Genomic DNA, 22,829 nt, shown 5'->3' on the forward strand with positions numbered 1-22,829 from the left:
CTGCGGTACGTCGCTTGCGGTACTCCACCGACGCTATTCGCGGACCGCCGAACAGCGCTTCTCGATTCCTGATCGGTTGGTGCGGCCACCGCCGCTACACTCCGGACCGTCATCCGGACAGGCGATGGGGGGACCGCGATGAGCGGGAGCAGGGTTTTGGTGGCCGGAGCGAGCATCGCGGGGCCCGCGCTGGCGCACTGGCTGAGCCGGCGGGGCGCCGAGGTGACCGTGGTCGAGCGGGCCCCCGGGCTGCGTCCCGGCGGCCAGGCGGTCGATGCGCGCGGGGTGGCCAAGGAGGTCATCAAGCGGATGGGGCTGGACGCGGCGGTGCGCGCGGCCCGCACCGAGACCGCCGGCGCGCACACCGTGGACGTCGACGGGAACGTGCTGGAGACCTTCAACGCCGACGACAACGGCGGCGACGGGTTCATCGCGGACATCGAGATCCTGCGCGGGGACCTGTCCCAGGTGCTCCACGACGACACCCGCGACGAAGTCGAATACGTCTTCGGCGACCGGATCGCCGAGCTCACCCAGGACGCGGACGGGGTCGACGTCACCTTCGCGAGCGGCGCCCGGCGGCGCTTCGACCTGGTGGTCGGGGCCGACGGGCTGCACTCCGCGCTGCGCGCGATGGTCTTCGGGCCGCGCGAGCGGTTCGTCCGCCACCTCGGGCTCGTGCTGGCGTTTTACAGCGTTCCCAACGAATTCGGGCTGGATCGCTGGATGATCGACCACCAGGACCCGGCGTCCGGGCGCTCCGCCGGCCTGCGGCCCCTCAAGGACCCCACCCGGGCGATGGCCATGCTTTCGTTCCCCTCGGACGGCTTCGACGTCGACCACCGCGACATCGAAGCGCAGAAGAACCTGCTGCGGGAACGGATGGCCGGCCTGGGCTGGCAGACCCCGCGCATCCTCGCGCACCTGGACGACACCCCGGACTTCTACCTCGACCAGGTCGCCCAGGTGGTCATGGACCGCTGGTCGGCCGGCCGGGTGGGGCTGATCGGCGACGCGGCCTTCTGCTCGTCGCCGATGTCCGGTGGCGGCACCGGGCTGGCCCTGGTGGGCGCCTACCTGCTGGCCGGCGAACTGGCCGCCGCCGGGTGGGACCCCGAGGCCGGGTTCGCCGCCTACGAGACGCGGATGCGCTCGTACGTCGAGGCCAACCAGGAAATCGGCCGGCTGCACATCCGGAGCCGTGCGGCGGACGCCGCGGACGCCGAGCTCGACATGGAGGCGCTGATGCCGCTGATCGAGCGGGCGATCAACGGCGTCGACCTGCCCGGCTACGCGGGCGTGCCGGACGCACGGGCTTCGGTCAGTCCAGCAGGGCGGTGAGCACCCCGTCGAGGAGGCGGACGCGGCGGTCGGCGATGCGGTGCACCTCTTCGTCGTGCGTCGCGACGATCACGGCTGCTCCGCCGTCGGCGCACCGGCGCAGCAGCCGCAGCACCCGGGGCGTCGAGCCGGCGTCCAGGTGCGCGGTCGGCTCGTCGGTGAGCAGGACCCGCGGCCGGCCGGCGACCGCGCGGGCCAGCGCCACCCGCTGCTGCTGCCCGAAGGAGACCTCCAGGGGGTAGCGGTCGCCGAGCTCGCCGATGCCCAGCTCGTCCAGCAGGCCGGTGACCCGCTCGGCGATCGCCGACGGTGCCGGGCGCGGGACGTCCGAGCGCAGCCGCAGCGGCAGGGCGACGTTCTCGGCGATCGTCAGCTCGTTGGCCAGCCCGAGCGCCTGCGGCAGCACCGCGCAGGTGTGCCACGGCGGCGCGCCGCTGATCGGGACGCCGTCGAGCAGCACGCAGCCGGAGTCGGGGGAGTCGAACCCGCACAGCAGGGCCAGCAGCGCGCTCTTGCCCGAGCCCGACCGGCCCGACACCGTCACGAGCTCACCGGCGCCGACGCGCAGTTCCAGCCCGCGCAGCACCTCGATGTCGCCGCTGGGGTGGGCGAAACTGCGGTGCAGCCCGACCGCTTCCACGAGTGTCATGCCGGCAGCTCCCGTTCTTCGATGCCTTCGAGCGCGCCCTTGTGCAGCCGGGCCACCCGCGCGCCGAGGTCGATCAGGCGTTCGTCGTGCGAGGCGACCAGGACCGCGAAATCCTGGTCCACCAGGTACTGCAGGGTGTCCAGCACCAGGTCGGCCGACGCCTCGTCCAGCTGCGACGTCGGCTCGTCGGCGAGGATCACCGTCGAGCGCGCGGCGAGCACGCACCCGAACGCCAGCCGCTGCTGCTGCCCGCCCGACAGCGCCGAAATCTTCCAGCTGCCGGTGCCGTGCAGGCCCAGCTGGCCGAGGATGTCGTCCGCCGCGCACTCGGTCCCGGCGGCCTCGGCCGCGGCGTGCAGGTTCTCGGCCACGGTCAGGTAGCCCAGCAGGTTGTCGGCCGGGTTCTGGAACACCAGCCCCAGGTGGTGGCGCCGCAACGCCCGCCGCTCGCGGTGCTTGAGCTTGCGGACGTCGGCACCTTGGAACGTCAGCGTGCCGCGCGCGGGCTGCTCGAACAGCCCCAGCACCCGCAGCAGCGTCGACTTCCCCGACCCCGACGGGCCGGCGAGCACGGTCATCCCGCGCGCGGGCACGTCGAGGCTGACGTCGTCGACCCCGGTGACGAGCCCGGCGGGCGTCGGGTAGTCGACGCCGATGCCGCGCAGGGAAAAGATCGGTTTCTCAGGCACGGATCAGCTCCGCGGTCCGGGCGGTGCGCACCGAGCGCACCGCGATCCAGCCGGCCAGCGCGACCACCGCCACGCCGATCGCGACGACGGTCAACACGAACGGCAGCGGATCCGGGAGTTCCGAACGCGGCGCGAGGAAGGTCGCCGGGTCGAACCGCGGCACCGACAAGCCCGCCACCGAGACCCCGCACACGACGCCGACGACGATCGCCAGCCCGCTCAGCGCCCCCAGCTCCATCAGGTGGCTGGCCAGCAGGGTCCGCGGCCGCATGCCCATCCGCAGCACCAGCGCCCCGGCCAGGGCGTTCTGCCGCCGGCGGACTTCGACCGCCACGAGCAGCGCCAGGATCGCCACCACGCCGAGCACCGCGCCCAGCAGGGCCACGAACGAGAACGTCCACGACACCACGAAGAACGGCAGACCGTCCAAAGCGGACTCACGGCTGATCCGGTTCGGGAGGTACACCCCCGCCGCGCGCAGCGCGGTCGTCGCCTCCGCCATCGGCGCCGTCGTCAGCACGCTCCACTTCGGAATGCCGTCCAGCTGCGCGTGGCTGAGCACCGTGCGCGAGACGACGTAACCGGGGGAGGTGCCGATCATCGGGAACACCGGCAGGTCCCCGGCGACGACCGCGTCGGGCAGACCGTCGGGCAGCCGGGCGTCCTGTTTGGCCGTGTGCCCGACCCGGAGCACCGGTGTGCCGCGCGGGTCCGGCCGCGAGATCTTCTCGAGCAGCCCGGCCAGGTCGTCGCCGGGAACGCGGTCCACCGCGGCGCCGCGGATGAACGTCGCCGGGTCGACCACCAGCACCACGCTGCCGGTCCCGGTCAGCTCGCCGACCACCGTGCTGGTCCCCGCCAGCGAGGCGGGCATCGGGACCTGGCCCATGCCGATCGGGCTGTCGGTGTCGAGGCGGGCGTTGCTGCCGACGAAGATCGCCGACTTGGTGTCGAGGGCCTCCTCCTGGCCGTCGGCGATGCCGATCCCGGTGGCCAGCGTCCCGATCGCGAGGGTGCCGATGACGAGCACCCCGGTCACCGGGGCGCGGGCGCCGGCCAGCCGCCGGATCGCCAGCTGCAGCGCCGGACGCGACCAGAACCGGGCCCGGTGCGAGGCGTGCAGCGCCAGCCACGCCAGCCGCGCGGTCAGCAGCCCCACCGTCAGCACCACGAACACCGGGTAGGTCAGGGCGACCGGGTCCACCTGGGGCAGCGGATTGCCCAGCCGTGACGTCGTGCCGTAGTGCGCCAGGCGGGTCCAGCCCAGCCACGCCATGCCCGCGGTCGCCAGCTCCCAGGGGAAGTAGGCCAGCAGCCGGACTTGCTTGCCGCTGCCGCGGCGGATCCGGCCGAGCTCGAACTCCCGGTGCACCCGCACCGCGACGACCAGCGCCAGCAGTGCCAGCGACACCGCGAGCGTCACGGCCGCGACGCCGGCGGCGCGCAGCTCGGCCGCCGGATCCGGGGTGCCGGGCGGGCCGTACACGCCGAGCAGCAGCCGCGCCGCGACCGCGCCGGCCGCTCCGCCGAGCAGGATCGGCAGGCCCAGCTCGGCGACGGCGAGCCCGCCGAGCGCCGCCGGGCCGCTGCCGCGCGCGGAGAGCAGCCGCAGCTGCGGCTGCCGCCGCTGGTACCACTGCAGGGCGACCGTGCCGAGGCCCGCGCAGCCGACCAGGACGCTGATCAGCGCGAGCGGCAGGATCGAGACGAACACGTTGTCCTGCGCCTGGCGGGAAATCTGCACCGAACGCTGGAACGTCGGGACGTCGGCGGCGATCAGCGACCCGAGCCCCTGGGCGGTCAGGTCGGCGCGGACGTCGGCGACCAGATCCTGCGAGCGCTGCTGCAGGTCCTCCGCCGCGCTCAGCGTCGTCGGCGCCGGCTCGTAGAAGGAGACGTGGAAGTACTGCATCGTCGGCAGCCCGATCGCCTTGATCGCGTCGTCGAAGGTCTTGCGGTCGGTGGCGAAGACGATGGAGTCGATCGGGTCGTCGACCAGCCGGTCGATCACGGCCCCGGACTGCTGCGAGCACCACCACCGCGGCGGCGGGTCGAGCAGGTCGCCGTAGATGCCGGTGATCGGCGGCAGCGGAATGCCCTGGAGGCTCGGCTTGGTGCCGACGCCGATGTGCTCGGCGTCGGCCACCACGTTGCCCAGCCACAGCCCCGGGGTGCGGGCGCCCTGCCGCAGCGTCAGGTTGTCCAGGCCCACCTGGTCGCGGTAGCCGAGGCGGATCTTGTAGTGCGGGTCGCCGTTGAACTCGGTACCCCGCAGCACGTTCGTGAACTGGCCGACTACGGGCGCGCCGAACCCGTGGGCGGCCGCGTGCCGCTGGATGGCGCCGGTCACCGCGGGGATGTCCCGCACCGGCATGTTGCCCTTGCCGAACATCGGGCCGTAGCTGTCCGGGCAGGTGATGCCCGTCTGGTACCGCACCGCCGCGCCGCCGGCCGCCGACGCCTGCAGCACCGCGGCGCTGCCGAGGAAGCACGCCAGCAGTGCGGTCACGGCCGCCACGACCAGCGTCAGCGGGCTGGAGAGGGCGGCCTTCGGGGCCGCCCGCCACGGCTTGGTCACTGTGCGTCGTCCATTCTTCCCCCACATCACCCGCATGGACCAGGACGCTACCGGCCACCCCCGGGAGTTGGAACGTTTTTGTCACGATCGTTGCTCACCCCGTGTGTTCGCGCCGGGGATGCGCCGCCGAGCAATCACTGCCGCCATCCGGCCTGTTTAGTGGTCTAGACCTTGACGCACCGATTGGTCTGATCCAATCCTGAAGGGGTTCCCGCCGTGCTCCGCCGCCGCACGGCTCCCCGCCGGCTCTGGAGCGCAGATGCGTCGACGCAGATCTTTCTCCCGATTGTCCGTTTCCCTGGCCCTGGCGGCGTTCTCGGCCGGTTCGCTGGTCGCCGCGGCCGGCACCGCCCACGCCGCCACGCCGCTGCCCGCGCACGTCTTCGCGCCGTACTTCGAAGCCTGGACCGGCGAGAGCCCCGCCGCGCTGGCGCAGCAGTCCGGCGCCAAGCACCTCACGATGGCGTTCCTGCAGGCCGCCACCAAGGGCTCGTGCACGGTGTACTGGAACGGCGACACCGGGATGCCGGTCGCCACCGGCACCTTCGGTGCCGACATCGCCACCATCCGCTCCCGCGGCGGCGACGTCATCCCGTCCTTCGGCGGCTACACCGCCGACAACACCGGCACCGAGATCGCCGACAGCTGCACCAGCGTCGACTCGATCGCCGCCGCCTACGAGTCGGTGATCACCACCTACGACGTCCCCCGCCTGGACATGGACATCGAGGACAACTCGCTGACCAACTCCGCCGGGATCGACCGCCGCAACAAGGCCATCAAGAAGGTCCAGGACTGGGCCGCGGCCTCCGGCCGCACGCTGCAGATCTCCTACACCCTGCCCACGACCACCCGCGGCCTCGCCGACAGCGGCCTGAACGTGCTGCGCAACGCCGTCACCAACGGCACCCGCGTCGACGTCGTCAACATGATGACCTTCGACTACTACGACAACGCCGCCCACGAGATGGCCACCGACACCCAGACGGCCGCGAACGGCCTGGTTTCGCAGCTGGCCACGCTCTACCCCGGCAAACCGCAGGCGCAGCTGTGGGCGATGGTCGGGATCACCGAGATGATCGGCGTCGACGACTTCGGCCCGGCCGAGACCTTCACCACCGCCGACGCCGCCACCGTCTACGACTGGGCCGTCGCCAAAGGCATCAACACCCTCTCCTTCTGGGCGCTGCAACGCGACAACGGCAGCTGCCCCGGCGGCGCGGCGGCGGACAACTGCTCCGGCATCGCCCAGGACACCTGGTTCTTCAGCCACGCGTTCGAGCCCTTCACCGGCGGCACCTCCGTGCCCGGCAACGACTTCTCCCTCGCCGCAAGCCCGGCCTCGGCCGCGGTGGACCCCGGCGGCTCGGCGTCGGCGACGGTGACCACCGCCGTGACGTCCGGCTCCGCCCAGCAGGTCGCGCTGTCGGTCACCGGCGCGCCCGCCGGCGTCACCGCGTCGGTCAGCCCCGGTTCGGTGACCGCGGGCGGCAGCGCGACGCTCTCGGTCGGCACCACCGCGGCCGCCGTCCCCGGCAACTACCCGCTCACCGTGACGGGCACCGCCGCTTCCGGCCGCCACAGCGCCACCTTCACCCTCACCGTCAAGGGCACCCCGCCCGCGGGCGGGGTGGTCAACGGCGGCTTCGAAACCGGTGCGCTGAGCCCGTGGACCGGTCCCGGCGACGCGGTCGTCGCCTCGCCCGCGCACTCGGGCACCCACGCGCTGCAGGTGACGCCCTCGGCGTCGGCCACCGGCGAAGCGGCGCAGAACGTCACGCTCGCCGCGAACCACTCCTACGCGCTCACGGCGTGGGTCCAGGGCAGCTACGCCTACGTCGGCGTCCGCGGCGGGGCCACCGCGAGCGCGTGGACCTCGAGCAGCGGCTGGACGCGGCTGTCGGTGCCGTTCACGACCGGCGCGTCCGGGGCGGTGACGGTGTACGTCCACGGCTGGTACGGCCAAAGTGCCGTCTTCGCGGACGATTTCGCGATCGGCTGAGGCTTTTGGCGGCGGCCCGGTTGAGCAACACGGAGGTTGGCCGGGCCGCCGCGGTTCGCGAGACTGCGGGGGACGATCTTTCGCCCACCAGGAGGAATCGATGCCCCACATCGCGCTCGACCCGCAGCTGCCCGGCATCAGGTCGCTGATGGCGTTCCGGCCCGAGACCGCGGTCCCGCTCAACCACCTGGCGCAGACGCTGCTGCGCGGCCCGAGCAGCCTGACCGTCGGCGAGCGCGAACTGATCGCGGCGGTGGTGTCGAACGGCAACGAGTGCCGCTTCTGCCACGGCTCCCACGCCGCCGCGGCGGCGGAGACCCTCGACGGCGGCCGCGCGGTGGTCGACGCGGCCTGCGCCGGGGTCGACGACGCACCGGTGGGGGAGAAGGTGAAGGCGCTGCTGCGGATCGCCCTCGCCACCCGCGAAACGGGTCGTGCCGTGACGCCCGAACTGGTCGCGGCGGCCCGCGCGGAAGGCGCCACCGACGTCGAGCTGCACGACACGGTCCTGATCGCCGCCGCGTTCTGCATGTTCAACCGCTACGTCGACGGCCTCGCCACGGTCGCCCCGGACGACCCGGCGGCCTACGAGCAGATCGGGAAGGCGCTGGCCGCCGAGGGCTACGGCGGCTGAGACAGGTTCCGACGTCGGATAGGCTCCCGCCGGCAACGTTGAGGGGGGAACTTCGATGTCGAGATTCGTCAAGCCCGCACTGTGGACGGCCGGGGTGCTCGCCGCGGGCTTGTTCGCGTTCTGGCTGCTGCTGGCGCTGAACATCCCGTACAAGAGCACCGCCGCGCCCGAAACCACGCCGGTCACCACGTCGGCGGCGACCGCCACGGGATCGCCGCCGCCCGTGCCGGGGCCGCCCTTGGAGAGCGCCGCGTGGGTCGTCGACGTCCGGCCGGGCCCCGACGACCGCACCGCGGTGCTGCACGTCAACCTGCCCACCTGTGCTGTCGCACCGCACGTCGAGGTCACCGAGGCCGGCAACGGCATCCGGGCCGAGGTCCGGTTCCGGATGCCGGACGGCGCGAACTGCGAGCAGGCCCCGGCCGACCTCCCGGTCAAGGTGGCCGCACCGATCGGGAAGCGGCTGGTGGTCGTCAACTCCGCGGAGCCCTGGGGTCTGCGCTCCGGCGGCTGGAAGAAGTGCGACCGGGTGGTCGCGTGCGACCCGCCGGCCGACCACTGCGACCCGGCGTGGGTCGGCGAAATCGAGTACAGCACCGAGGCGGAGTTCCCCGGCACCACCCGGGCGTGCGACCAGAACTGGCTGATCCACGACCTGCAGCGGCACCGCGGCCAGCCCCCGAACCGGGTCGCCTTCCGATGGGCGGGCAACGGCTGGTCGAGCTTCGCCTCGGCGACGGGCGGGGGCTGCGGTGAGATCCTGGCCGCCGAACCGAAGTTCCCGGCTGCCCTCTGCCAGAACCTCACCCCTGCGGGGTGAGGCTGCCGGAGGCCCGCGACGGCTTTCCGGAATTCGGAAGCGGTTCGGAAGCCGGAACCGGCACAATGCGGGGGAACGCGAAGGAGCCTGACGATGAAACGTGCTGTAGCTGCCGCTTTGCTCACCGCGGCCGCGCTCGCCGTGCTCGCCCCCGCGGCGTCCGCGACGAGCGGCCCCCCGAACGACCCGTCGCCGGTCGGCGGGGTGGGAAGCGGTCCCTACATCGGCGATGTGCCGAAACCCGGTCCTGGGGGCAAGTGACCGAAGTGATCACGGACCCCGGTGCCACCGGGAGCTTGCTCCGGGCGTCCTAAAGCACCAGCACGACGCGGCCCGGGCTGTTCCACGCCCGGGCCGCGTCCTGCAGCGGGACCCGCTCGTAGCCGACCGTCAGCGCGCCCGTCATCGTCTGCGTCACCACGGTCAGCAGCGCTTCGCGGCGCTCGTCGGCGGTGAGCTCGTTGTTCGTGTAACCCAGGATGCGCAGCGACCGGCTGCGCAGGACGGCGGAGGGCACCGGGCACACTTCGCCGGCCGCGCTGCCGAGGTTGACCAGCCGGCCGCCCGGACGCAGGGTCCGCAGCGCCGCCGCGGCCGGGAGCCCGCACACCGGGTCGACCACCAGGTCGACCGGCCCGGCCACCGCATCGAGCCGCCGCGCCAGCCCCTCGGCGTCTTCGCCGTCCTCCAGCCGGACCGTGCCGTCGGCGCCCAGCCGCCGGGCCCGCTCCAGCGCGGCCTCCGACCGCGCGCACGCCACCACCCGGCCGGCCCCGGCCACCCGCGCCAGCTGGACGGCCGACTGCCCGACCACCCCGCCCGCGCCGAGCACCAGCACGGTCTCACCCGCGGCGAGTTCTCCCTTGCCCGTCAAGCACATCCACGCCGCGACCGCCGACAGCCCGAGCGCCGCGACGAGCGGGGGATCGGCCTCCTCCGGCAGGGTGACCACGTCGGCGTACTCGGCCACGGCGTACTCGGCCATGCTGCCGTCCCCGGGCCGCATGCCCGCCGCCGTGGCGAACCAGACCGGCTTTCCCGCCAGCACCCCCACGCCCTGCACCCCCGGCACGTAAGGCGTGGCGGGCACGCCGAAGTAGGACGTGCCGGACGCGCAGAGCAGGTCGAGCGGGGTGATCGGCGCCGCCGTCACGCACACGGCCACCTCACCGGGCCCGGGTGACGGCTCGGCTCGGCCGGCCACCACCGGGGGATGCCCGGGCGTCCGGATCTCGGCCGCGATCACACCGGCTGCAGGACGAAGTCGTACCGGGCCTCGAGCCACGGCTCCGCCGATTCGCCGCCGTCCGGCGTCGGCCCGGGCTCGCGCGGCTCGAACGCGACCACCAGCTCCTGCTTCGTGCCGAACACGACGTCGCTGTCCAGGTACTGCGCGCCCTCCTGGAACAGGTGCGTGATCAGCGGCTCGAACCCGGCGGCGTTGATCAGGAAGTGCACGTGGGCGGGCCGGAAGTGACTGATGTCGGTGTCCCGGACGAGCGCGCCGACCGGGCCGTCCATCGGGATCGAATACCCCTTCGGCGCGATGGTGCGCAGGCAGTAGGTCCCGTCGGCGCGGCTGGTGTACTTCGCGCGCAGCCGGGCCTCGTCGACGTCGGCGACCTGCGACTCGTACGCGCCTTCCTCGTCGGCCTGCCAGACGTCGAGGACCGCGCCGACGGCGGGGAAGCCGTCCAGGCCGCGGACCGTGCCGGTGACGTAGAGCGGCGTGCCGGGCAGGCCGTCGGACATGTCGCCGCCGAACTCCTTCTCCGGCGAACCCTCGATGTGGAAGGGGCCGAGCACGGTGGCCGGGGTCGCCTTCGCGTCGAAGGCGTGGTTCATCTGCACCACCAGCATGCTCAGGCCGAGCACGTCGGAGGCGAGGATGAACTCCTCCCGCTTCTCGTCGCTGATCCGCCCGGTCTCGGTCAGCCACCGCATCGCGGCCATCCACTCGGGCTCGCTCAGCCGCACCTCGCGGGCGAAGGCGTGCAGGTGACGCACGAGCGCCGACATCACCTCGGCCGTCCGCGGGTCGTGCGCGCTCGCCCAGCGCTGCGCGGCGAGCTCGGTGATGTTGTCCTCGGTGACCAGCTGCATCGGCGTTCCTCTCACGCGTGCGGATCCGGCGGGACCGACCGGTTGTTCAGGTCGACGGACAGGAAGATGTCGTTCGCGACGGGGTGCCGCAGCTCCTCGGCGAGCTGGCCGATCAGCCCGGCGGTGCGGGCCAGCAGCGCGAACCCGCGCAGCAGCTCCAGGGGCAGCCCGAGGTCGGCGAGCGCGGCGCCGCAGACGCCGGCCCCGTTGAGCGGCAGCGTCTTGCCCAGCACCCGCGGGTGCACCCGGCCGATCGCGGCGAACAGCTCCAGGTGCGGACCGCGCAGGCCTTCGGCGTCGGCGATGGCGAACAGCCGCGGGGTGCGCGGGTCGCCGTCCTTGTGCACGTGGTGCCCGAGGCCGGGGACGAACTTCCGCTCCGCACGGCGCTTTTCGACCGTTTCGAGCGCGAGCGCGTCCCAGCCCGCCCGGCCGGTGGGCCGCTCGACGCCGGAAAGGACGTCGTGCAGGAACCGGCCGCAGTCCTCGGTGACGCCGAGGAACCGCGACCCGCCGCCCAGCAGGCCGGCGGCCAGGGCACCCTGGACCGAGTCCGGTGCGGACAGGTACGTCAGCCGCGTGACGATCGCGGTCGGGGTGAAGCCGTGGTCGGCCAGCGCGGCCAGCACCGCCTCGAAGACCCGGGTTTCCCCGGGGGACGGACGTCGCTGCGTCGCCAGCCAGAAGGCGAGCTCGCCGAACCCGACCGTGCCCATGACGTCCTCGGCCAGGTCGTGCCCGAGCAGGGTGATCTTGTCCGTTGTGGACGCCCCGAGGGCGGTTTCGTAGACCGGGTCAGCCATCGGCGGCCTCCGTCAGCCACGCCCGCAGTTCGGCGCCGTGTTCGTCGAGCTCCGGCGGCGGCAGCCGGTAGCCGGCCGGGGTCGCGGAGAACCGGATGGGGTGGCGGGTCGTCGGGACCGCGCGGTCGCCGGCGCCGACCTCGACGATCGGGTCGAGGCCGAAGCGTTCGGCCATCGCGAACCCGCCGTCGATCGTGTTGATCGGTCCACACGGGACACCGACCTTCGTCAGCGCGTCGAACCAGTCCACCGCACCGCGTTTCGCCAGCCGCTCGACCAGGAGCGGCCGGAGCTCTTCGCGGTTCTTCGTGCGGTCGGCGTTGCGGGCGAAGCGCGGGTCGTCCGGGACCTCGGGCAATTCGAGCACTTCGCACAGGCGGCGGAACTGCCCGTCGTTGGCCGCGGCGACGATCAGGTCGGCGTCGGCGGTCGGCAGCGGTTCGTAGGGGAACACGCTGGGGTGGGCGTTGCCCATCCGGTACGGCACCACGCCACCGGCGGCGAAGGCCGAGCTGTGGTTGACCAGCCCGGTCAGCGCCGAGGACAGCAGGTTGACCTCGACGTGCTGGCCCTCGCCGGTCGCGTCGCGGTGGCGCAGCGCGGCCAGGATGCCGATCACCGCGTGGTTGCCCGCCATGACGTCGAACACCGAGATCCCGGCCCGGTACGGCGGGCCGTCCGGATCGCCGGTCAGGCTCATCAGGCCCGAGATCGCCTGCACCATCAGGTCGTAGCCGGGCACGTGCGCGCCTTCGCCGGCCCCGAACCCGCTGATCGAGGCGTAGACGCTGCCGGGGTTGGTCCGGCGGACCGTCTCGTAGTCCAGGCCGTACTTGGCCAGGCCGCCGGGCTTGAAGTTCTCGATCAGGACGTCCGCGCGGGCCGCCAGCTCGCGGGCGACGACGGCGTCGGCCTCGTCGCGCAGGTCGAGCGCGATGGACCGCTTGCCGCGGTTGACGCCGAGGTAGTAGGTCGAGACGTCCCCGCGCACCGGCGGCATCCACGTGCGCGTCTCGTCGCCCTGCGGGCCCTCGACCTTGACGACGTCCGCGCCCAGGTCCGCGAGCAGCATCGTGGCGTACGGGCCGGCCAGCACCCGGGAGAAGTCCGCGACCAGCAGCCCGGACAGCGGGCCGGGGGGTGGTTCCACGCGACGCCTCCACTCGTGTCCGCCTGTCGGACTACTGTCCGCCAGTGTGCGACAGCGCCGGTCCGCGGTCAAGGCGCCGGTTCTGAGCCTGTCGCGGCCGTCGTGAGTGGTAAGGCGCGTTCTAACCCGCCTTACCGCTCGCGACCACGTGCGGGACGGCGTCCAGCCGCGCGAAGTCCGCGCTGATCTCGCCGGCCGTCTGCAGCAGCAGTGGCAGGTGGTGTTCGAGCAGCTTCTCGACCGGTGTCTCCGCGGCGTGGCAGTTGACGTTGACCCCGGCGATCACCCGCCCGGACCCGTCGCGCAGCGGCGCGGCCACCGACCGGATGCCCAGCGCGAGCTGCTCGTCGGTGAGCGCCCAGCCGCGGGCGCGGACCTCGCGCAGTTCGGCGTCGCGTTCGGCGCGGTCCGGCTGCCAGCGCGGCACCAGCCCCGACCGGGACGCCTGGGCCAGCACCGCCTCCAGCTCGTCGGTCGGCAGCGCCGCCAGCTGGACCTTGCCCAGCGACGTCGGCAGCGCCGGGAACCGGGTGCCGATCTGCACGCTCAGGCCGACGATCTTCGGCACCGCGACCCGGGCGACGTACACGATGTCCGAGCCGTCGAGCTGGGCGATCGAACACGACTCGTTCGTGCGGGCGACCAGGCGCTCCAGGTGCGGCCGGGCGACGTCCCACAGGCCCATCGAGCGCACGTAGGCGACGCCGAGGTCGAGCACGCGCGGAGTCAGGGCGTAGCCGCGCCCGTCGGTGCGGACGTAGCCGAGTTCTTCGAGGGTGAGCAGGATCCGGCGGGCGGTCGGGCGGGCCAGTCCGGTGGCGGTGGCCACCTCGGCGAGCGTCATCTCCGGCCGGTGCGGCCCGAACGCCGTGATCACCTCGAGCCCGCGCGCCAGCGCTTCGATGAAATCGGGACCGGTTCCCTCGCGTGGCATGGCGCCACCTCCCTCTCCGATGGTCCTGACCGCAGCGTAGCCGGGGGGATTGACACCGGCGCGGCGCTGGGCAAGGGTGACTGCGCCCACTGATTGTCCGTGGAGCGGACAAGTGTACGCAGTGCTCGTAATGGAGGCAGTCATGTCCGGATCGATCGTCCTGCGGGGTGGCACCGTGCTGACCCTCGACGACGCGCGCCGTGTCCTCACCGGCGAAGACGTCCTCGTCGAAGGCGACCGGATCACCGCGATCGGGCCCGCCCTGGAGGTCCCGGCCGGCACAACCGAGATCGATGCCTCCGGCGGCATCGTCATGCCCGGGATGATCGACACCCACCGCCACCTGTGGCAGACGGCCATGCGCGGCTACGGCGCCGACTGGACGCTGACCCAGTACTTCGTCTGGTACTACCTCGAATGGGGCAAGGTGTTCCGCCCCGAGGACATCTACGCGGGCAACCTGCTCGGCGCGTGGGAAGCCCTGGAAGCCGGCGTCACGACCACCGTCGACTGGTCCCACGGCCTGCAGACCACCCGGCACGCCGACGCGGCGGCCGACGCGCTCGAAGCCGTGCCCGGCCGGTTCGTCCTGGCCTACGGCAACATCCAGGACGCCCCGGCGAACTGGACGGGCACGGAGGAGTTCCGCGACTTCGTCTCCCGGCGCACGGGTGGTGACCTCGGCTTCCAGCTCGCCTTCGACGTCACCGGCGACCCGGCGTTCCCCGAGAAGCCGGCCTTCGAAGTGGCCCGTGACCTCGGCGTGCCGGTGACCACGCACGCCGGCGTGTGGGGCGCGACCGGCGACGACGGCATCCGGCTGATGTACGACCACGGGTTCATGACCCCCGAGACGATCTACGTCCACGGCGCCTCGCTGTCGGCCGACTCCTACCACCGCATCGCCGCCACCGGCGGCTCGGTGTCGGTCTCGACCGAGAGCGAGCAGAGCGCCGGCCAGGGCTACCCGCCCACCTGGGCGCTGCGCAAGTACGGCATCCCGGTGTCGCTGTCGATGGACACCTCGGTGTGGTGGAGCGGCGACCTGTTCTCGGCCATGCGCGCCACCCTGGGCGCCGACCGGTCCCGGGAGCACCTGGAGGCCCACGCCAAGGGCGAGACGGTGACGCACGCGGCGCTGCGCGCGGAACAGGTGGTGGAGTGGGCGACCCGCGGCGGCGCCGCGGCCCTGGGCCGCCCGGACCTGGGCAGCCTCGAGGTCGGCAAGAAAGCCGACGTCGTGCTGCTGAAGAACGACGATTCCCCGGTGTCGTTCCCGCTGCTGAACCCCTACGGCCACGTGGCGTTCCAGGCCCAGCGCGCCGACGTCCACACCGTGCTGGTCGGCGGCCGGGTGGTCAAGCGCGACGGCAAACTCGCCGGCGTCGACCTGCCCGCCGTCCGGCGGCACGTCGAGGGGACGGTGGAGCACCTGCGCGCCCAGCTGGGGGAGGAGGCGTGGCAGCAGGGGATGAACCCCGGCGTCCCGGAGGCGAAGATCCTCGACAACCCGTACACCTACACCGACTACCAGAGCGACACCACCCACGGCGGCTGAGCTACCGTTTCCCACCGTGGCCCAGGTCTTCGTCCAACCCGCCTACGGCACCGCGGACGCCCGCCGCTACGGCGCGGAAACCCTCGACCGGACCGTGGCCTTCCGCGAGCTCGCCGACCTGCTCGAGCCCGCGGACCTCGCCCGCCTCGACGCCCTGCACCCGGGCGGCCGGGCCCGGTTCTGGGGCGCGAAGGACAAGTACGACCGCCGGATGGACACCGTGACCACCGGCGACGTCGTGCTCTTCACCGGCCGCAAGCACGTCCAGGCCGCGGCGGAGGTGGGCCACGGGTTCCGCAATCCCGCCTTCGCGCGCCGCCTCTGGAACCCGGACCCGGGCAAGTGCCTGTTCAGCAACGTCTACAGCCTGCGCCGCTACCGGCGCGTCGAGCTGCCCTACGAGGCGGTCTGGGCACTGCCCGGCTTCAACCCCGGCGACAACTTCATGGGCCTGCGGTTCCTGGACGAAGCGAAGTCCGCCGCGGTGCTGGGGCTGCTCGCCGCGCACTGAGCCGCGCGGCAGCACTCAACAGCGCGGCATCACGTCGTCGAAGGTCGCGCAGTTGTCCTGGTACCAGGGCGTCGACTGCCACTGGTCGGCCGTCAGGATCCGGGACGTGTCGCCCGCGACGAACTGCCAGGGCCCGTAGTAGGAGTTGCTGAACCAGTAGTTGCCCTGGTCGCGGGTGATGGCGTCCTGGACGAGCGTGCCCTTGTACGGCGACCAGGACGGGTACGTCCCCCAGTTGGACAGCAGTGCCATCTTGCCGCAGTTCCCGTTCGTGCAGCCGACGCGGGCCGGGTCGAAGCGGAACGTGTTGTCGTGCACCTCGACCAGCTGGGTCTTCCAGCGGCAGTCGTCGTACAGCGGCGGGGACTCGATGCCCGGCGCCGAACACCGCGTCCGGTCGGCGACGAGCTTGGTGCAGGTGTTGATCGAGGTGTTCGCCGGGCTGTTGCAGAACCGGTCGGCGTTCTCCCACGCGGTGACGCCGGACCAGTTGTCCTCGAAGGTGTTGTCGTAGATGTCGATGAGGTGGGTCCGGGCCGACACCCGCGGCTCGCCGCCCGACTCGGACAGGTAGACGCTCGCCACCGGGAAGTTGTCGCCGCGGTCGCCGCGGCGCTTGCCCGCCACCAGGCTGTTGCGGCGCAGGACGTTGTCGCGGAACACGAGGTTGTAGCTGATCTCGTAGAACAGCGCCTCGGCGTCGTTGTCCTCGATGAGGTTGTTCTCGATCAGGAAGTCGTTGTTGTCGGTGTCGGCCCAGAGCCCGGCGCCGTGGTTGTGGTGGATCCAGTTCCCGCGGACGTCGGCCTTGTCGACCACCCAGAACTTGACCCCGCCGCTGCACCCGCAGCCGGGGTTGCGCGTTTCCCAGTCATCGGTGTTGTTGCCCGAGATTTCGTTGCCCTCGATGATCAGTGCAGTGATCGTGCTGTCCGACCGGTAGGCGTTCATGCCGTATTGCCCGTTGTTGCGCAGGCAGCTGTGCCGCACCTCCTGGCGGGCACCGGCCATGATTCCCGCGCCTTTGTTGTTCTGCACGGTGGTGTTTTCGATGATCCAATGTTCGCCGGAATCGTGGTTCACGACGCCCTGGTCCTGCGGGGCGACGAAGTTCTGGATGGTGAGCCCGCGGATGACGACGTCCTTCGCCTGCTGGGTGAAGGCCGCGCGGTTGATGCCCTGGCCGTCGAGCACCGCGCCCGGGGCGCCGAGGTAGACGTCGCCGTCCTTGGGGATGACCTGGCCGAACGGGTCCGCCGCCAGCAGGTGCGTGCCCGCGGGCAGCCAGAACGTCGTGCCGGGCGGCGACTCCTGCGACTTGTGGTAGAGGTCGCCGGGCACCGCGGCGTCGATGGCGACCGCGCCCGCGGGGGCCGTCGTGTTGGCCAGTGGCTGGTGATCGCACACCGGGCCGGGCGTCACCTCGGCGGCCACCGCCGGGCCGGGCGGCACCACGAACGCGGCCAGCAGAACGACAGCCAAAATGGATCTGATCGGCGACATGTCGTGAACCTACGCAATTGACCGCGCAACTGCTTGGGCCGAACGAGTCCATTCCTCCGCTTTTCGGGTGTACCAGGTACCGAAAAAACCAGTGATTACTCCACGACTGTGAATACCGTGGGAACAATCGGTGGACGGTTCTGTTATCGTGGCCCGGCGGCGGCTCGTGGCCGGAATTCCCCGCCGACGCGGCGCTCGGAGCGCCCATCCGGCCCGCCGCCGGTGGGCCACCTGCCGCGTTCCGGGCAGCCGCCCGGCCGAGTGCGGCCGCGGTCGACCGGCCGTCGCCCCCCCGCTGTGCCCGGCGAGCCGTCCCGTCTGGGGAACCACGGTTCTTTCCGCTAAACCGAGGACTACCTGAGCGAGTGATTTCCCGCCATTCATTCCGGCCACTCCGGCGGCGGCGAACTAGGCTGGTCCGACCCTATTCCCAGACTGTCCTCCACATGGCGGTTCCGGCGCACCGATCGGGTATTTGCCCAGGTCAAAGCCGCATCACAACCCCATGGGGGCGGTAACGTCACCTATCGGACAGAGCTTCTGCCCCGGCGTCCGGGCCCCGAATGAAACCCGGTTGCCGCACTCAGGAAGGAACCCCGAGAAATCATGTCCACATTGCGACGACTGGCTGTCGCCGGCGCTTTCGCGCTGCCGCTTTCCCTCGTCATCGTCGGTCCGGCGACGGCGCATCCGCTCGACTGGCCGCACGACTCCTGGAGCGCCGAAAGCTCCAGCAGCTGGGCCGGCATCGGCGGCGCGGGCACGACCGACACCGACGAAGGCGCGACCTGGTGGGGACACCACTGGTCGGACTCCGACTCGGCCGTGGCCGGCATCGGCGGCGCCTACGTCACGCACAGCGGCGAGTCCGGCGACGACGGCTGGAACCACGCCTGGCACCACCCGGTGCAGGGTGGCTGGCACGACGGGGACGACGACGACTGCGATTACGACGGCGATTACGACGGCGACGACTACGACGGCGGCCACCACCACTACGTCAACGGCGACTACGACCACGACGCTCCCGACGTGACCGAGCACCACCACGTCGTGAGCCACCCCGACCCGGTGGACCAGGAGCCGGCCGGCTACGTCGTCCACCCGGTCTACGCCGCCGACGACGACGATGACGCCGACGACGTGGGCTACTACGCCGAGCAGCACTCGGCCGGGGCGGACGGCGCCACCTCGGCGCACGTCGTCAGCCACGCGGGTGAGCACCACGCCACGTACGACGCGGAGAAGTACACGGCCGGCCCGTACGGCGCATCGTCGGAGGGTGCGCACGCGGTGGCCGTGCCGGACTACGCGGGTTACCACGCCTGGTACACCGCGGCGGGTGTGGGCGGTGCCGCGGCGCACTCGGTCACGGCGGTGGCCGACGCCACGGACGACGACGACGTCTGGGCCGACCACGACGCGGACAGCGACTTCGACTACGACCGGGGCTGACGCTCCCGATCGCAGCCGAGGCTGAGCGAGCCGGGTCCGCACTGCGCGGACCCGGCTCGCTCAGCAGGGTGCGTCCGGGTCCGCGGCCGGGGTGAACTCCAGCCGCAGGGCGTCGGTGCGCGGCAGCACCACGGCGGTCCCGTCGGCCTTGTGCCACTGCACGGGCAGGAGGAAGTACTGGCCGCCGGACTGCAGGATCAGCTTCAGCCCGGTGTACCGGTAGTGGTAGGCGGTGTCGGGGTCGCGGCACGGGGTTTCGCGCACACCCGGCGCGGTGAGGTTCAAGCTCTTGGCGCTGTAGAGGACGGTCTCCGGCGGCCCGGCCAGCGCCGCCTCGATCTGGATGGCCCGGCCGACGCCGACCGAGGCGGAGTAGTCGGCCACGGCCCAGAAGAGACCCACGCTGACCAGCGCGAACGCCGCCAGCCACTCGGCGGTGGCCACCGCGGCCGGCAGCGGCCGCCGGGCCCGGGCCGCGAGCAGGCGCGAGGCGGACACGAGGAACAGGACGCCGAGGGACAGCCCGGCGCCGGGCACCGAGTACGACGAGGCGAACGCTTCGGGACGCACCACGCCGACGGCCGCCACCGCGAACCCGGCCAGCCCGCAGACGACGGCCACCGGAGTCGCGAGGCGGAGCAGCCGCTGCCACGCCGCATCGCCGAGCCGGGCGCGCAGGAAGCGGTACAGCCACAGGAGCGTCAACACCGCGGCCAGCACGACGGCGATCGGGCCGAAGAGGCCGTCCGCGCTGCGGACCAGGTAGTCCTGCGCGGTCAGTCCGGTCGTCGAGAGCGGGACGCCGAAGTAGTCGAGGAGCCAGTTGGCGTGCTGCCTGCCGAAGAAGAACAGCAGCCCGGTGAGCACGGTCGTCGGCGCGAGCACCGAGCCGAGCACGCGCAGCGCCTTCGACGGGCTTTCGGGCTTCGCCTCCGCCGGAGGGGCCGGGGGCCGCAGGGACCGGAGCCGGTTCGCCATCGCCGCCGCTACCCGGTGGGTTCGGGTGGTTCGGTGAAGTCCCCGCAGGGGTCGGAGAGCACGAACGTGATGGTGTCACCGCGGTAGATCGGCACCGACTGGACGATCCGCTTGACCGTGCAGTCCTGCTTCGGGTCCGGCGGTCCTTCGATCGTCTCCCGGAGCGTGACGCAGAGGGTGCCACCGCACTCGTCCGTGAGCTGCGCCGCGGTCACCGGTCCCAGCGCGGCGTACGACGTACCGATGATCTCGATGGGCGCGGTCCGCACGGGCGACCCCTTCGCCGGCGGTTTCGCCGTCGTGGGGGCGGACTTCGGCGTCGGCGGTGTGCGGGACGTCTTCGCGGTGGACGACCCGGCGGTCCGCGAGGCCACGGTCCCCGGCGAGCTTCCCGGAGCGGCGGTCGACGCCGGTTCGCTCCCGCCGGTGGCCGATTCGGCGGACGAGGCCGTGGTCGCGGTGCGGGTGGAGAGCGGCGTCGGCGTCGCCGGTGGCCCGGGACCGCCGCAGCCGGCCACCAGCAGGCCCAGCGCCAGCCCGAGCGGGCCGGGAATCCGTCGCATTCGTGCCACCTCGTTCTCTTGAAGCGGTAGTCGTCCCGGCCCCGGGCCCGGTTACAAGATCGGACGTGAACCAGCCGGAATCGCGATCGCCCGCACCGGCGAAGGCGGCCTGCCGGATCCGCTCACCGCCCTGGGCCCGCCGAATCGGGCTGCCGGACAAAAGATTGACAATACCCGGCCCTGTCCCGGTTTTCCGGGAACGGCGCTACCCTGTTCCTTTGTTTCGACGGAGGAACAGGACAGTCCTCAGTGCAATCCACAGAGTCCGGCGGCACACCGGTGTCCGATCGGGACGAGATCGTGAACGTCGTCGTCGCCAATCACGGCCTCACCTGCCAAATCGGTCACCTCCACCTGCCGGCGAAGATCGACGAGCCGACGCTGGAGCGATTGCTCGACGCGGTCGACGAACGCCGGAGAACGTCCGGAACCCTGCGGCGGAAAAGCCTGCCGTCGTCACTGCCGTGGACCCAGGCGTCCTCGTGCCTGGGTCGGAGCCGGGAATTGGCGGAACTGCGCCGTCAGCTTACCGCGGGGCGGCACGTGCTGGTCGGCGGTCCCGCGGGAATCGGAAAGACCCTGTTTCTGCAGCACGCAACCGGTGCGGGAGTGCTGTCCGCCGAGACGGTTCCCGGTTGCGAGGGCGTACTGCGGCAGCTGCTTCGCCCCGGCACGACCCCGGACGACGTGCTGCACGAGCTGGCTCTGGAATGCTGCGACGGCGAACCGCCGCCCCGGCGGCTGCTCGCCCGGGTCCGTGCCCTGGTGATCCTCGACGGCGTCGAGTGGGCACCCGGGCAGGTCCGGGAGGTGCTCGACGCGATGCCGGGCAGCGTGTTCGTCATCGCGGCCCGGCGCGCCGATTCTTCGCCGTCGGTCAAAGTGCTTCCGCTGGGTGGCCTGAGCCTCGTCGACGGGCTCGAACTGTGGGAGAACGAACTCGGCAGACCGCTTTCGGACGCAGAAAAACACCGGGTCGAGCGCGTCCATGACAGCTGGGCCGGAAATCCCGGCAAGCTCGGGCAATTCGCGGCCGCGATGCGGATCGCCGGCACGCTGGGGAACGTGCCCGATGTGGCGGACCCGGATGCCTGCGCCCTGATCGTCGGCCGGGTGCTCGCCGGAATCGGCGAACCCGCCACGACGACGTGGCGGGAACTGCTCGTCTTCCCCGAAGCGTCCTGGGGCGAAGAACTGCTGACCGCCGTCGCCAGCGGTCTCCGCAAACTCGAGGACGCGCGCCTGATCCAGCGCGAGCTAGGTCGGTACCGGGTGTGCCCGCACGTCGCCGTGGCGATGGCCCCGTCGGCCGCGGCGCCGTGGCCGCTCTTCGCGCGGATCACCGCCTGGGCCCACGCGGACGCCGATGCCGCGCGGATCGCGGCAGAACTTGGCGTTCTCGAACCCACCGTGCGACGGCTTCTCGATGACGACCGGCACTGGGATGCCTTGGTGCTCGCCCGCGTCGTGGCGGTGAAACTCCTGCCGACTCCGTGGTGGAACCGTGGCGACGAGGTGCTCGGGCTCGGGCTCCGCGCGGCCCGGCGCGCGGGTTCGCGCTCTGACACCGCCTTCTTCGCCTACGCGCTGGCCACGCGCCGGGCCGACAGCGGGCGGGTCGAGGAAGCTGCCGAACTCGTGACCGCGCTGATCGGCTCGGCCGGGGAACACGGCGACCGGCCGCTTGCCGGCCGGGCCTGCGCCCTGCGCGACGGGCTGCCCGCTACTCGCGCACCTCGCTGGCCCGGCCGAGGCGCGGAAGCCGTCTCCCGGCTGTTCTCGCGCGGTCCGCTCCTCGACAGCGTGACCGGTCCGGCGTTTCGGCTGGCGCAAGAGCACCCGGCCGTGCTCCGCAAGGCCGTCGCCGGAATCCTCGTCCTGACCGGCGTGCTGTTCGGCTCACCCGCCTCTGCCGGATCGCCGGCCTCGGCCACCGGTGCGCCAGCGCCGTCATTCGGTTTCGCGGCGCCGATCTTGCCCCGTGACCCGAGCCCACCCACGCCGTCACCGAGCTGGCCGGCGCCCACGTCCGCGCCGCCTCCGGCCGGAGTCCCCACCGCCGCCCCGCCGCCGGCCGGCCCGGTCCGGCACTCGCAGCCGCCCGGCCCCCGGCCCGGCGAACAGCCCGGCGCGGCCGCCGAAGGCCCGGCGGGCGCGGCCCGTCGCTCCACCGCAGCCCCCGACCTGACCGGCACCTGGCGGCTCGACCTGTTCCACCATGCCGCCCGCGGCGGCGTCTGGATGAACTCGCCGGACACCTTCACGATCGCTTTGCACCGGCTCGACGACAGCCGGTGCGACGAGATCGCTCCCTGCTACGGCGGCCAGTGGATCGGCGACGGCCAGGCAGTGAGTGGCAACTTCGTCGCCGCCGTTCCCGCCCCTGCGGACTTCTCCGCCACGGACTCCGACGCGAACGGGAACCAGACTTACCGGGGAAAGCTCGTCTCGGACCCGACACAGCCCCCGCGGTACCAGGGAGACTGGACCGGTGCCGGCGGCCGGACCGCCGCCTTCTTCTTCACCCGCCTGCCCTGACCCCGGTTGCCCATACGGGC

At 72.3% G+C, this 22,829-nt stretch carries 21 protein-coding genes; 10 read left to right on the forward strand and 11 right to left on the reverse strand.

The annotated features are described in order from the left end of the window. Positions 1 to 138 precede the first annotated feature (138 nt). Positions 139 to 1,341 (forward strand): FAD-dependent monooxygenase, encoded by a 1,203-nt coding sequence (locus AB0F52_RS38075; protein WP_360181523.1) that lies wholly within the window; start codon positions 139 to 141, stop codon positions 1,339 to 1,341. Here the strand turns inward: AB0F52_RS38075 and AB0F52_RS38080 are convergent. Genes AB0F52_RS38080 through AB0F52_RS38090 form a run of 3 tightly spaced genes read right to left on the reverse strand, consistent with a single transcriptional unit; the run spans position 1,322 to position 5,257 of the window. Continuing rightward, on the reverse strand, positions 1,322 to 1,990 hold the full coding sequence (locus AB0F52_RS38080) for an ATP-binding cassette domain-containing protein (protein WP_360181526.1): 669 nt from the start codon (positions 1,988 to 1,990) through the stop codon (positions 1,322 to 1,324). The two genes, AB0F52_RS38075 and AB0F52_RS38080, sit on opposite strands and share 20 nt — an antisense overlap. Then, positions 1,987 to 2,679 (reverse strand): ATP-binding cassette domain-containing protein, encoded by a 693-nt coding sequence (locus tag AB0F52_RS38085; RefSeq protein WP_360181529.1) that lies wholly within the window; start codon positions 2,677 to 2,679, stop codon positions 1,987 to 1,989. The genes AB0F52_RS38080 and AB0F52_RS38085 overlap by 4 nt, the downstream gene beginning before the upstream one ends. Continuing rightward, positions 2,672 to 5,257: an ABC transporter permease gene (locus tag AB0F52_RS38090; RefSeq protein ID WP_360181532.1), complete on the reverse strand. Its 2,586-nt coding sequence runs from the start codon at positions 5,255 to 5,257 to the stop codon at positions 2,672 to 2,674. Before AB0F52_RS38090 ends, AB0F52_RS38085 begins: the two co-directional genes overlap by 8 nt. A 286-nt stretch (positions 5,258 to 5,543) precedes the next feature. On the opposite strand from AB0F52_RS38090, the gene AB0F52_RS38095 reads away from it, so the two are divergent. The 4 genes from AB0F52_RS38095 (at position 5,544) to AB0F52_RS38110 (ending at position 8,974) form a co-directional block, all read left to right on the forward strand. Further along, positions 5,544 to 7,259: a glycosyl hydrolase family 18 protein gene (locus AB0F52_RS38095; RefSeq protein ID WP_360181535.1), complete on the forward strand. Its 1,716-nt coding sequence runs from the start codon at positions 5,544 to 5,546 to the stop codon at positions 7,257 to 7,259. Between the two features lie 100 nt (positions 7,260 to 7,359). Next, complete coding sequence (locus AB0F52_RS38100) at positions 7,360 to 7,893, forward strand: carboxymuconolactone decarboxylase family protein (RefSeq protein WP_360181538.1); 534 nt, start codon at positions 7,360 to 7,362, stop codon at positions 7,891 to 7,893. A gap of 55 nt (positions 7,894 to 7,948) precedes the next feature. Further along, positions 7,949 to 8,713, forward strand: coding sequence for a hypothetical protein (locus tag AB0F52_RS38105; RefSeq protein ID WP_360181541.1), 765 nt, complete (start codon positions 7,949 to 7,951; stop codon positions 8,711 to 8,713). Positions 8,714 to 8,806: 93 nt separating this feature from the next. Further along, positions 8,807 to 8,974 (forward strand): hypothetical protein, encoded by a 168-nt coding sequence (locus AB0F52_RS38110; protein WP_360181544.1) that lies wholly within the window; start codon positions 8,807 to 8,809, stop codon positions 8,972 to 8,974. Positions 8,975 to 9,023: 49 nt separating this feature from the next. On the opposite strand, the gene AB0F52_RS38115 is transcribed toward AB0F52_RS38110, so the two are convergent. From AB0F52_RS38115 to AB0F52_RS38135, 5 genes are all read right to left on the reverse strand, one after another. Beyond that, a complete protein-coding gene (locus tag AB0F52_RS38115) occupies positions 9,024 to 9,866 on the reverse strand; it encodes a zinc-binding dehydrogenase (RefSeq protein WP_360181547.1) in 843 nt (280 codons plus the stop codon). Positions 9,867 to 9,955: 89 nt separating this feature from the next. Further along, positions 9,956 to 10,816, reverse strand: a complete 861-nt coding sequence (locus AB0F52_RS38120) for a dioxygenase (RefSeq protein WP_360181550.1) — start codon at positions 10,814 to 10,816, stop codon at positions 9,956 to 9,958. An 11-nt stretch (positions 10,817 to 10,827) separates the two neighbouring features. Continuing rightward, positions 10,828 to 11,619: a citryl-CoA lyase gene (locus AB0F52_RS38125; protein WP_360181553.1), complete on the reverse strand. Its 792-nt coding sequence runs from the start codon at positions 11,617 to 11,619 to the stop codon at positions 10,828 to 10,830. Further along, positions 11,612 to 12,769: a CaiB/BaiF CoA-transferase family protein gene (locus AB0F52_RS38130; RefSeq protein ID WP_360181556.1), complete on the reverse strand. Its 1,158-nt coding sequence runs from the start codon at positions 12,767 to 12,769 to the stop codon at positions 11,612 to 11,614. The genes AB0F52_RS38125 and AB0F52_RS38130 overlap by 8 nt, the downstream gene beginning before the upstream one ends. A gap of 121 nt (positions 12,770 to 12,890) precedes the next feature. Continuing rightward, positions 12,891 to 13,703 (reverse strand): IclR family transcriptional regulator C-terminal domain-containing protein, encoded by an 813-nt coding sequence (locus AB0F52_RS38135; RefSeq protein WP_360181559.1) that lies wholly within the window; start codon positions 13,701 to 13,703, stop codon positions 12,891 to 12,893. Between the two features lie 142 nt (positions 13,704 to 13,845). Between AB0F52_RS38135 and AB0F52_RS38140 the strand changes: the two genes are divergently transcribed. Both AB0F52_RS38140 and AB0F52_RS38145 read left to right on the forward strand, forming a co-directional pair. Beyond that, positions 13,846 to 15,261: an amidohydrolase family protein gene (locus AB0F52_RS38140; RefSeq protein WP_360181562.1), complete on the forward strand. Its 1,416-nt coding sequence runs from the start codon at positions 13,846 to 13,848 to the stop codon at positions 15,259 to 15,261. Positions 15,262 to 15,277: 16 nt separating this feature from the next. Then, positions 15,278 to 15,772, forward strand: a complete 495-nt coding sequence (locus AB0F52_RS38145) for a hypothetical protein (RefSeq protein ID WP_360181565.1) — start codon at positions 15,278 to 15,280, stop codon at positions 15,770 to 15,772. Positions 15,773 to 15,787: 15 nt separating this feature from the next. Here the strand turns inward: AB0F52_RS38145 and AB0F52_RS38150 are convergent, their stop codons facing one another. Then, entirely contained in the window at positions 15,788 to 17,275 is a 1,488-nt protein-coding gene (locus tag AB0F52_RS38150; protein WP_360181567.1) for a right-handed parallel beta-helix repeat-containing protein, read from the reverse strand. A 606-nt stretch (positions 17,276 to 17,881) separates the two neighbouring features. Between AB0F52_RS38150 and AB0F52_RS38155 the strand changes: the two genes are divergently transcribed. Then, positions 17,882 to 18,730: a hypothetical protein gene (locus AB0F52_RS38155; protein ID WP_360181570.1), complete on the forward strand. Its 849-nt coding sequence runs from the start codon at positions 17,882 to 17,884 to the stop codon at positions 18,728 to 18,730. Between the two features lie 60 nt (positions 18,731 to 18,790). On the opposite strand, the gene AB0F52_RS38160 is transcribed toward AB0F52_RS38155, so the two are convergent. Together AB0F52_RS38160 and AB0F52_RS38165 are read right to left on the reverse strand one after the other, a co-directional pair. Then, positions 18,791 to 19,708, reverse strand: a complete 918-nt coding sequence (locus AB0F52_RS38160) for a hypothetical protein (RefSeq protein WP_360181572.1) — start codon at positions 19,706 to 19,708, stop codon at positions 18,791 to 18,793. 8 nt (positions 19,709 to 19,716) lie between these two features. Next, positions 19,717 to 19,977, reverse strand: coding sequence for a hypothetical protein (locus AB0F52_RS38165; protein ID WP_360181575.1), 261 nt, complete (start codon positions 19,975 to 19,977; stop codon positions 19,717 to 19,719). On the opposite strand from AB0F52_RS38165, the gene AB0F52_RS38170 reads away from it, so the two are divergent. Both AB0F52_RS38170 and AB0F52_RS38175 read left to right on the forward strand, forming a co-directional pair. After that, complete coding sequence (locus tag AB0F52_RS38170; RefSeq protein WP_360181578.1) at positions 19,952 to 20,293, forward strand: hypothetical protein; 342 nt, start codon at positions 19,952 to 19,954, stop codon at positions 20,291 to 20,293. The two genes, AB0F52_RS38165 and AB0F52_RS38170, sit on opposite strands and share 26 nt — an antisense overlap. Positions 20,294 to 20,520: 227 nt before the next feature. Beyond that, positions 20,521 to 22,809 carry an ATP-binding protein gene (locus AB0F52_RS38175; RefSeq protein WP_360181581.1) on the forward strand — a complete coding sequence of 763 codons (2,289 nt, stop codon included), beginning with the start codon at positions 20,521 to 20,523 and terminating at the stop codon, positions 22,807 to 22,809. Positions 22,810 to 22,829: the final 20 nt, after the last annotated feature.

Origin of the sequence: Amycolatopsis sp. NPDC024027, from assembly GCF_040638975.1 — a bacterium.
Taxonomy (GTDB): Bacteria; Actinomycetota; Actinomycetes; order Mycobacteriales; family Pseudonocardiaceae; genus Amycolatopsis.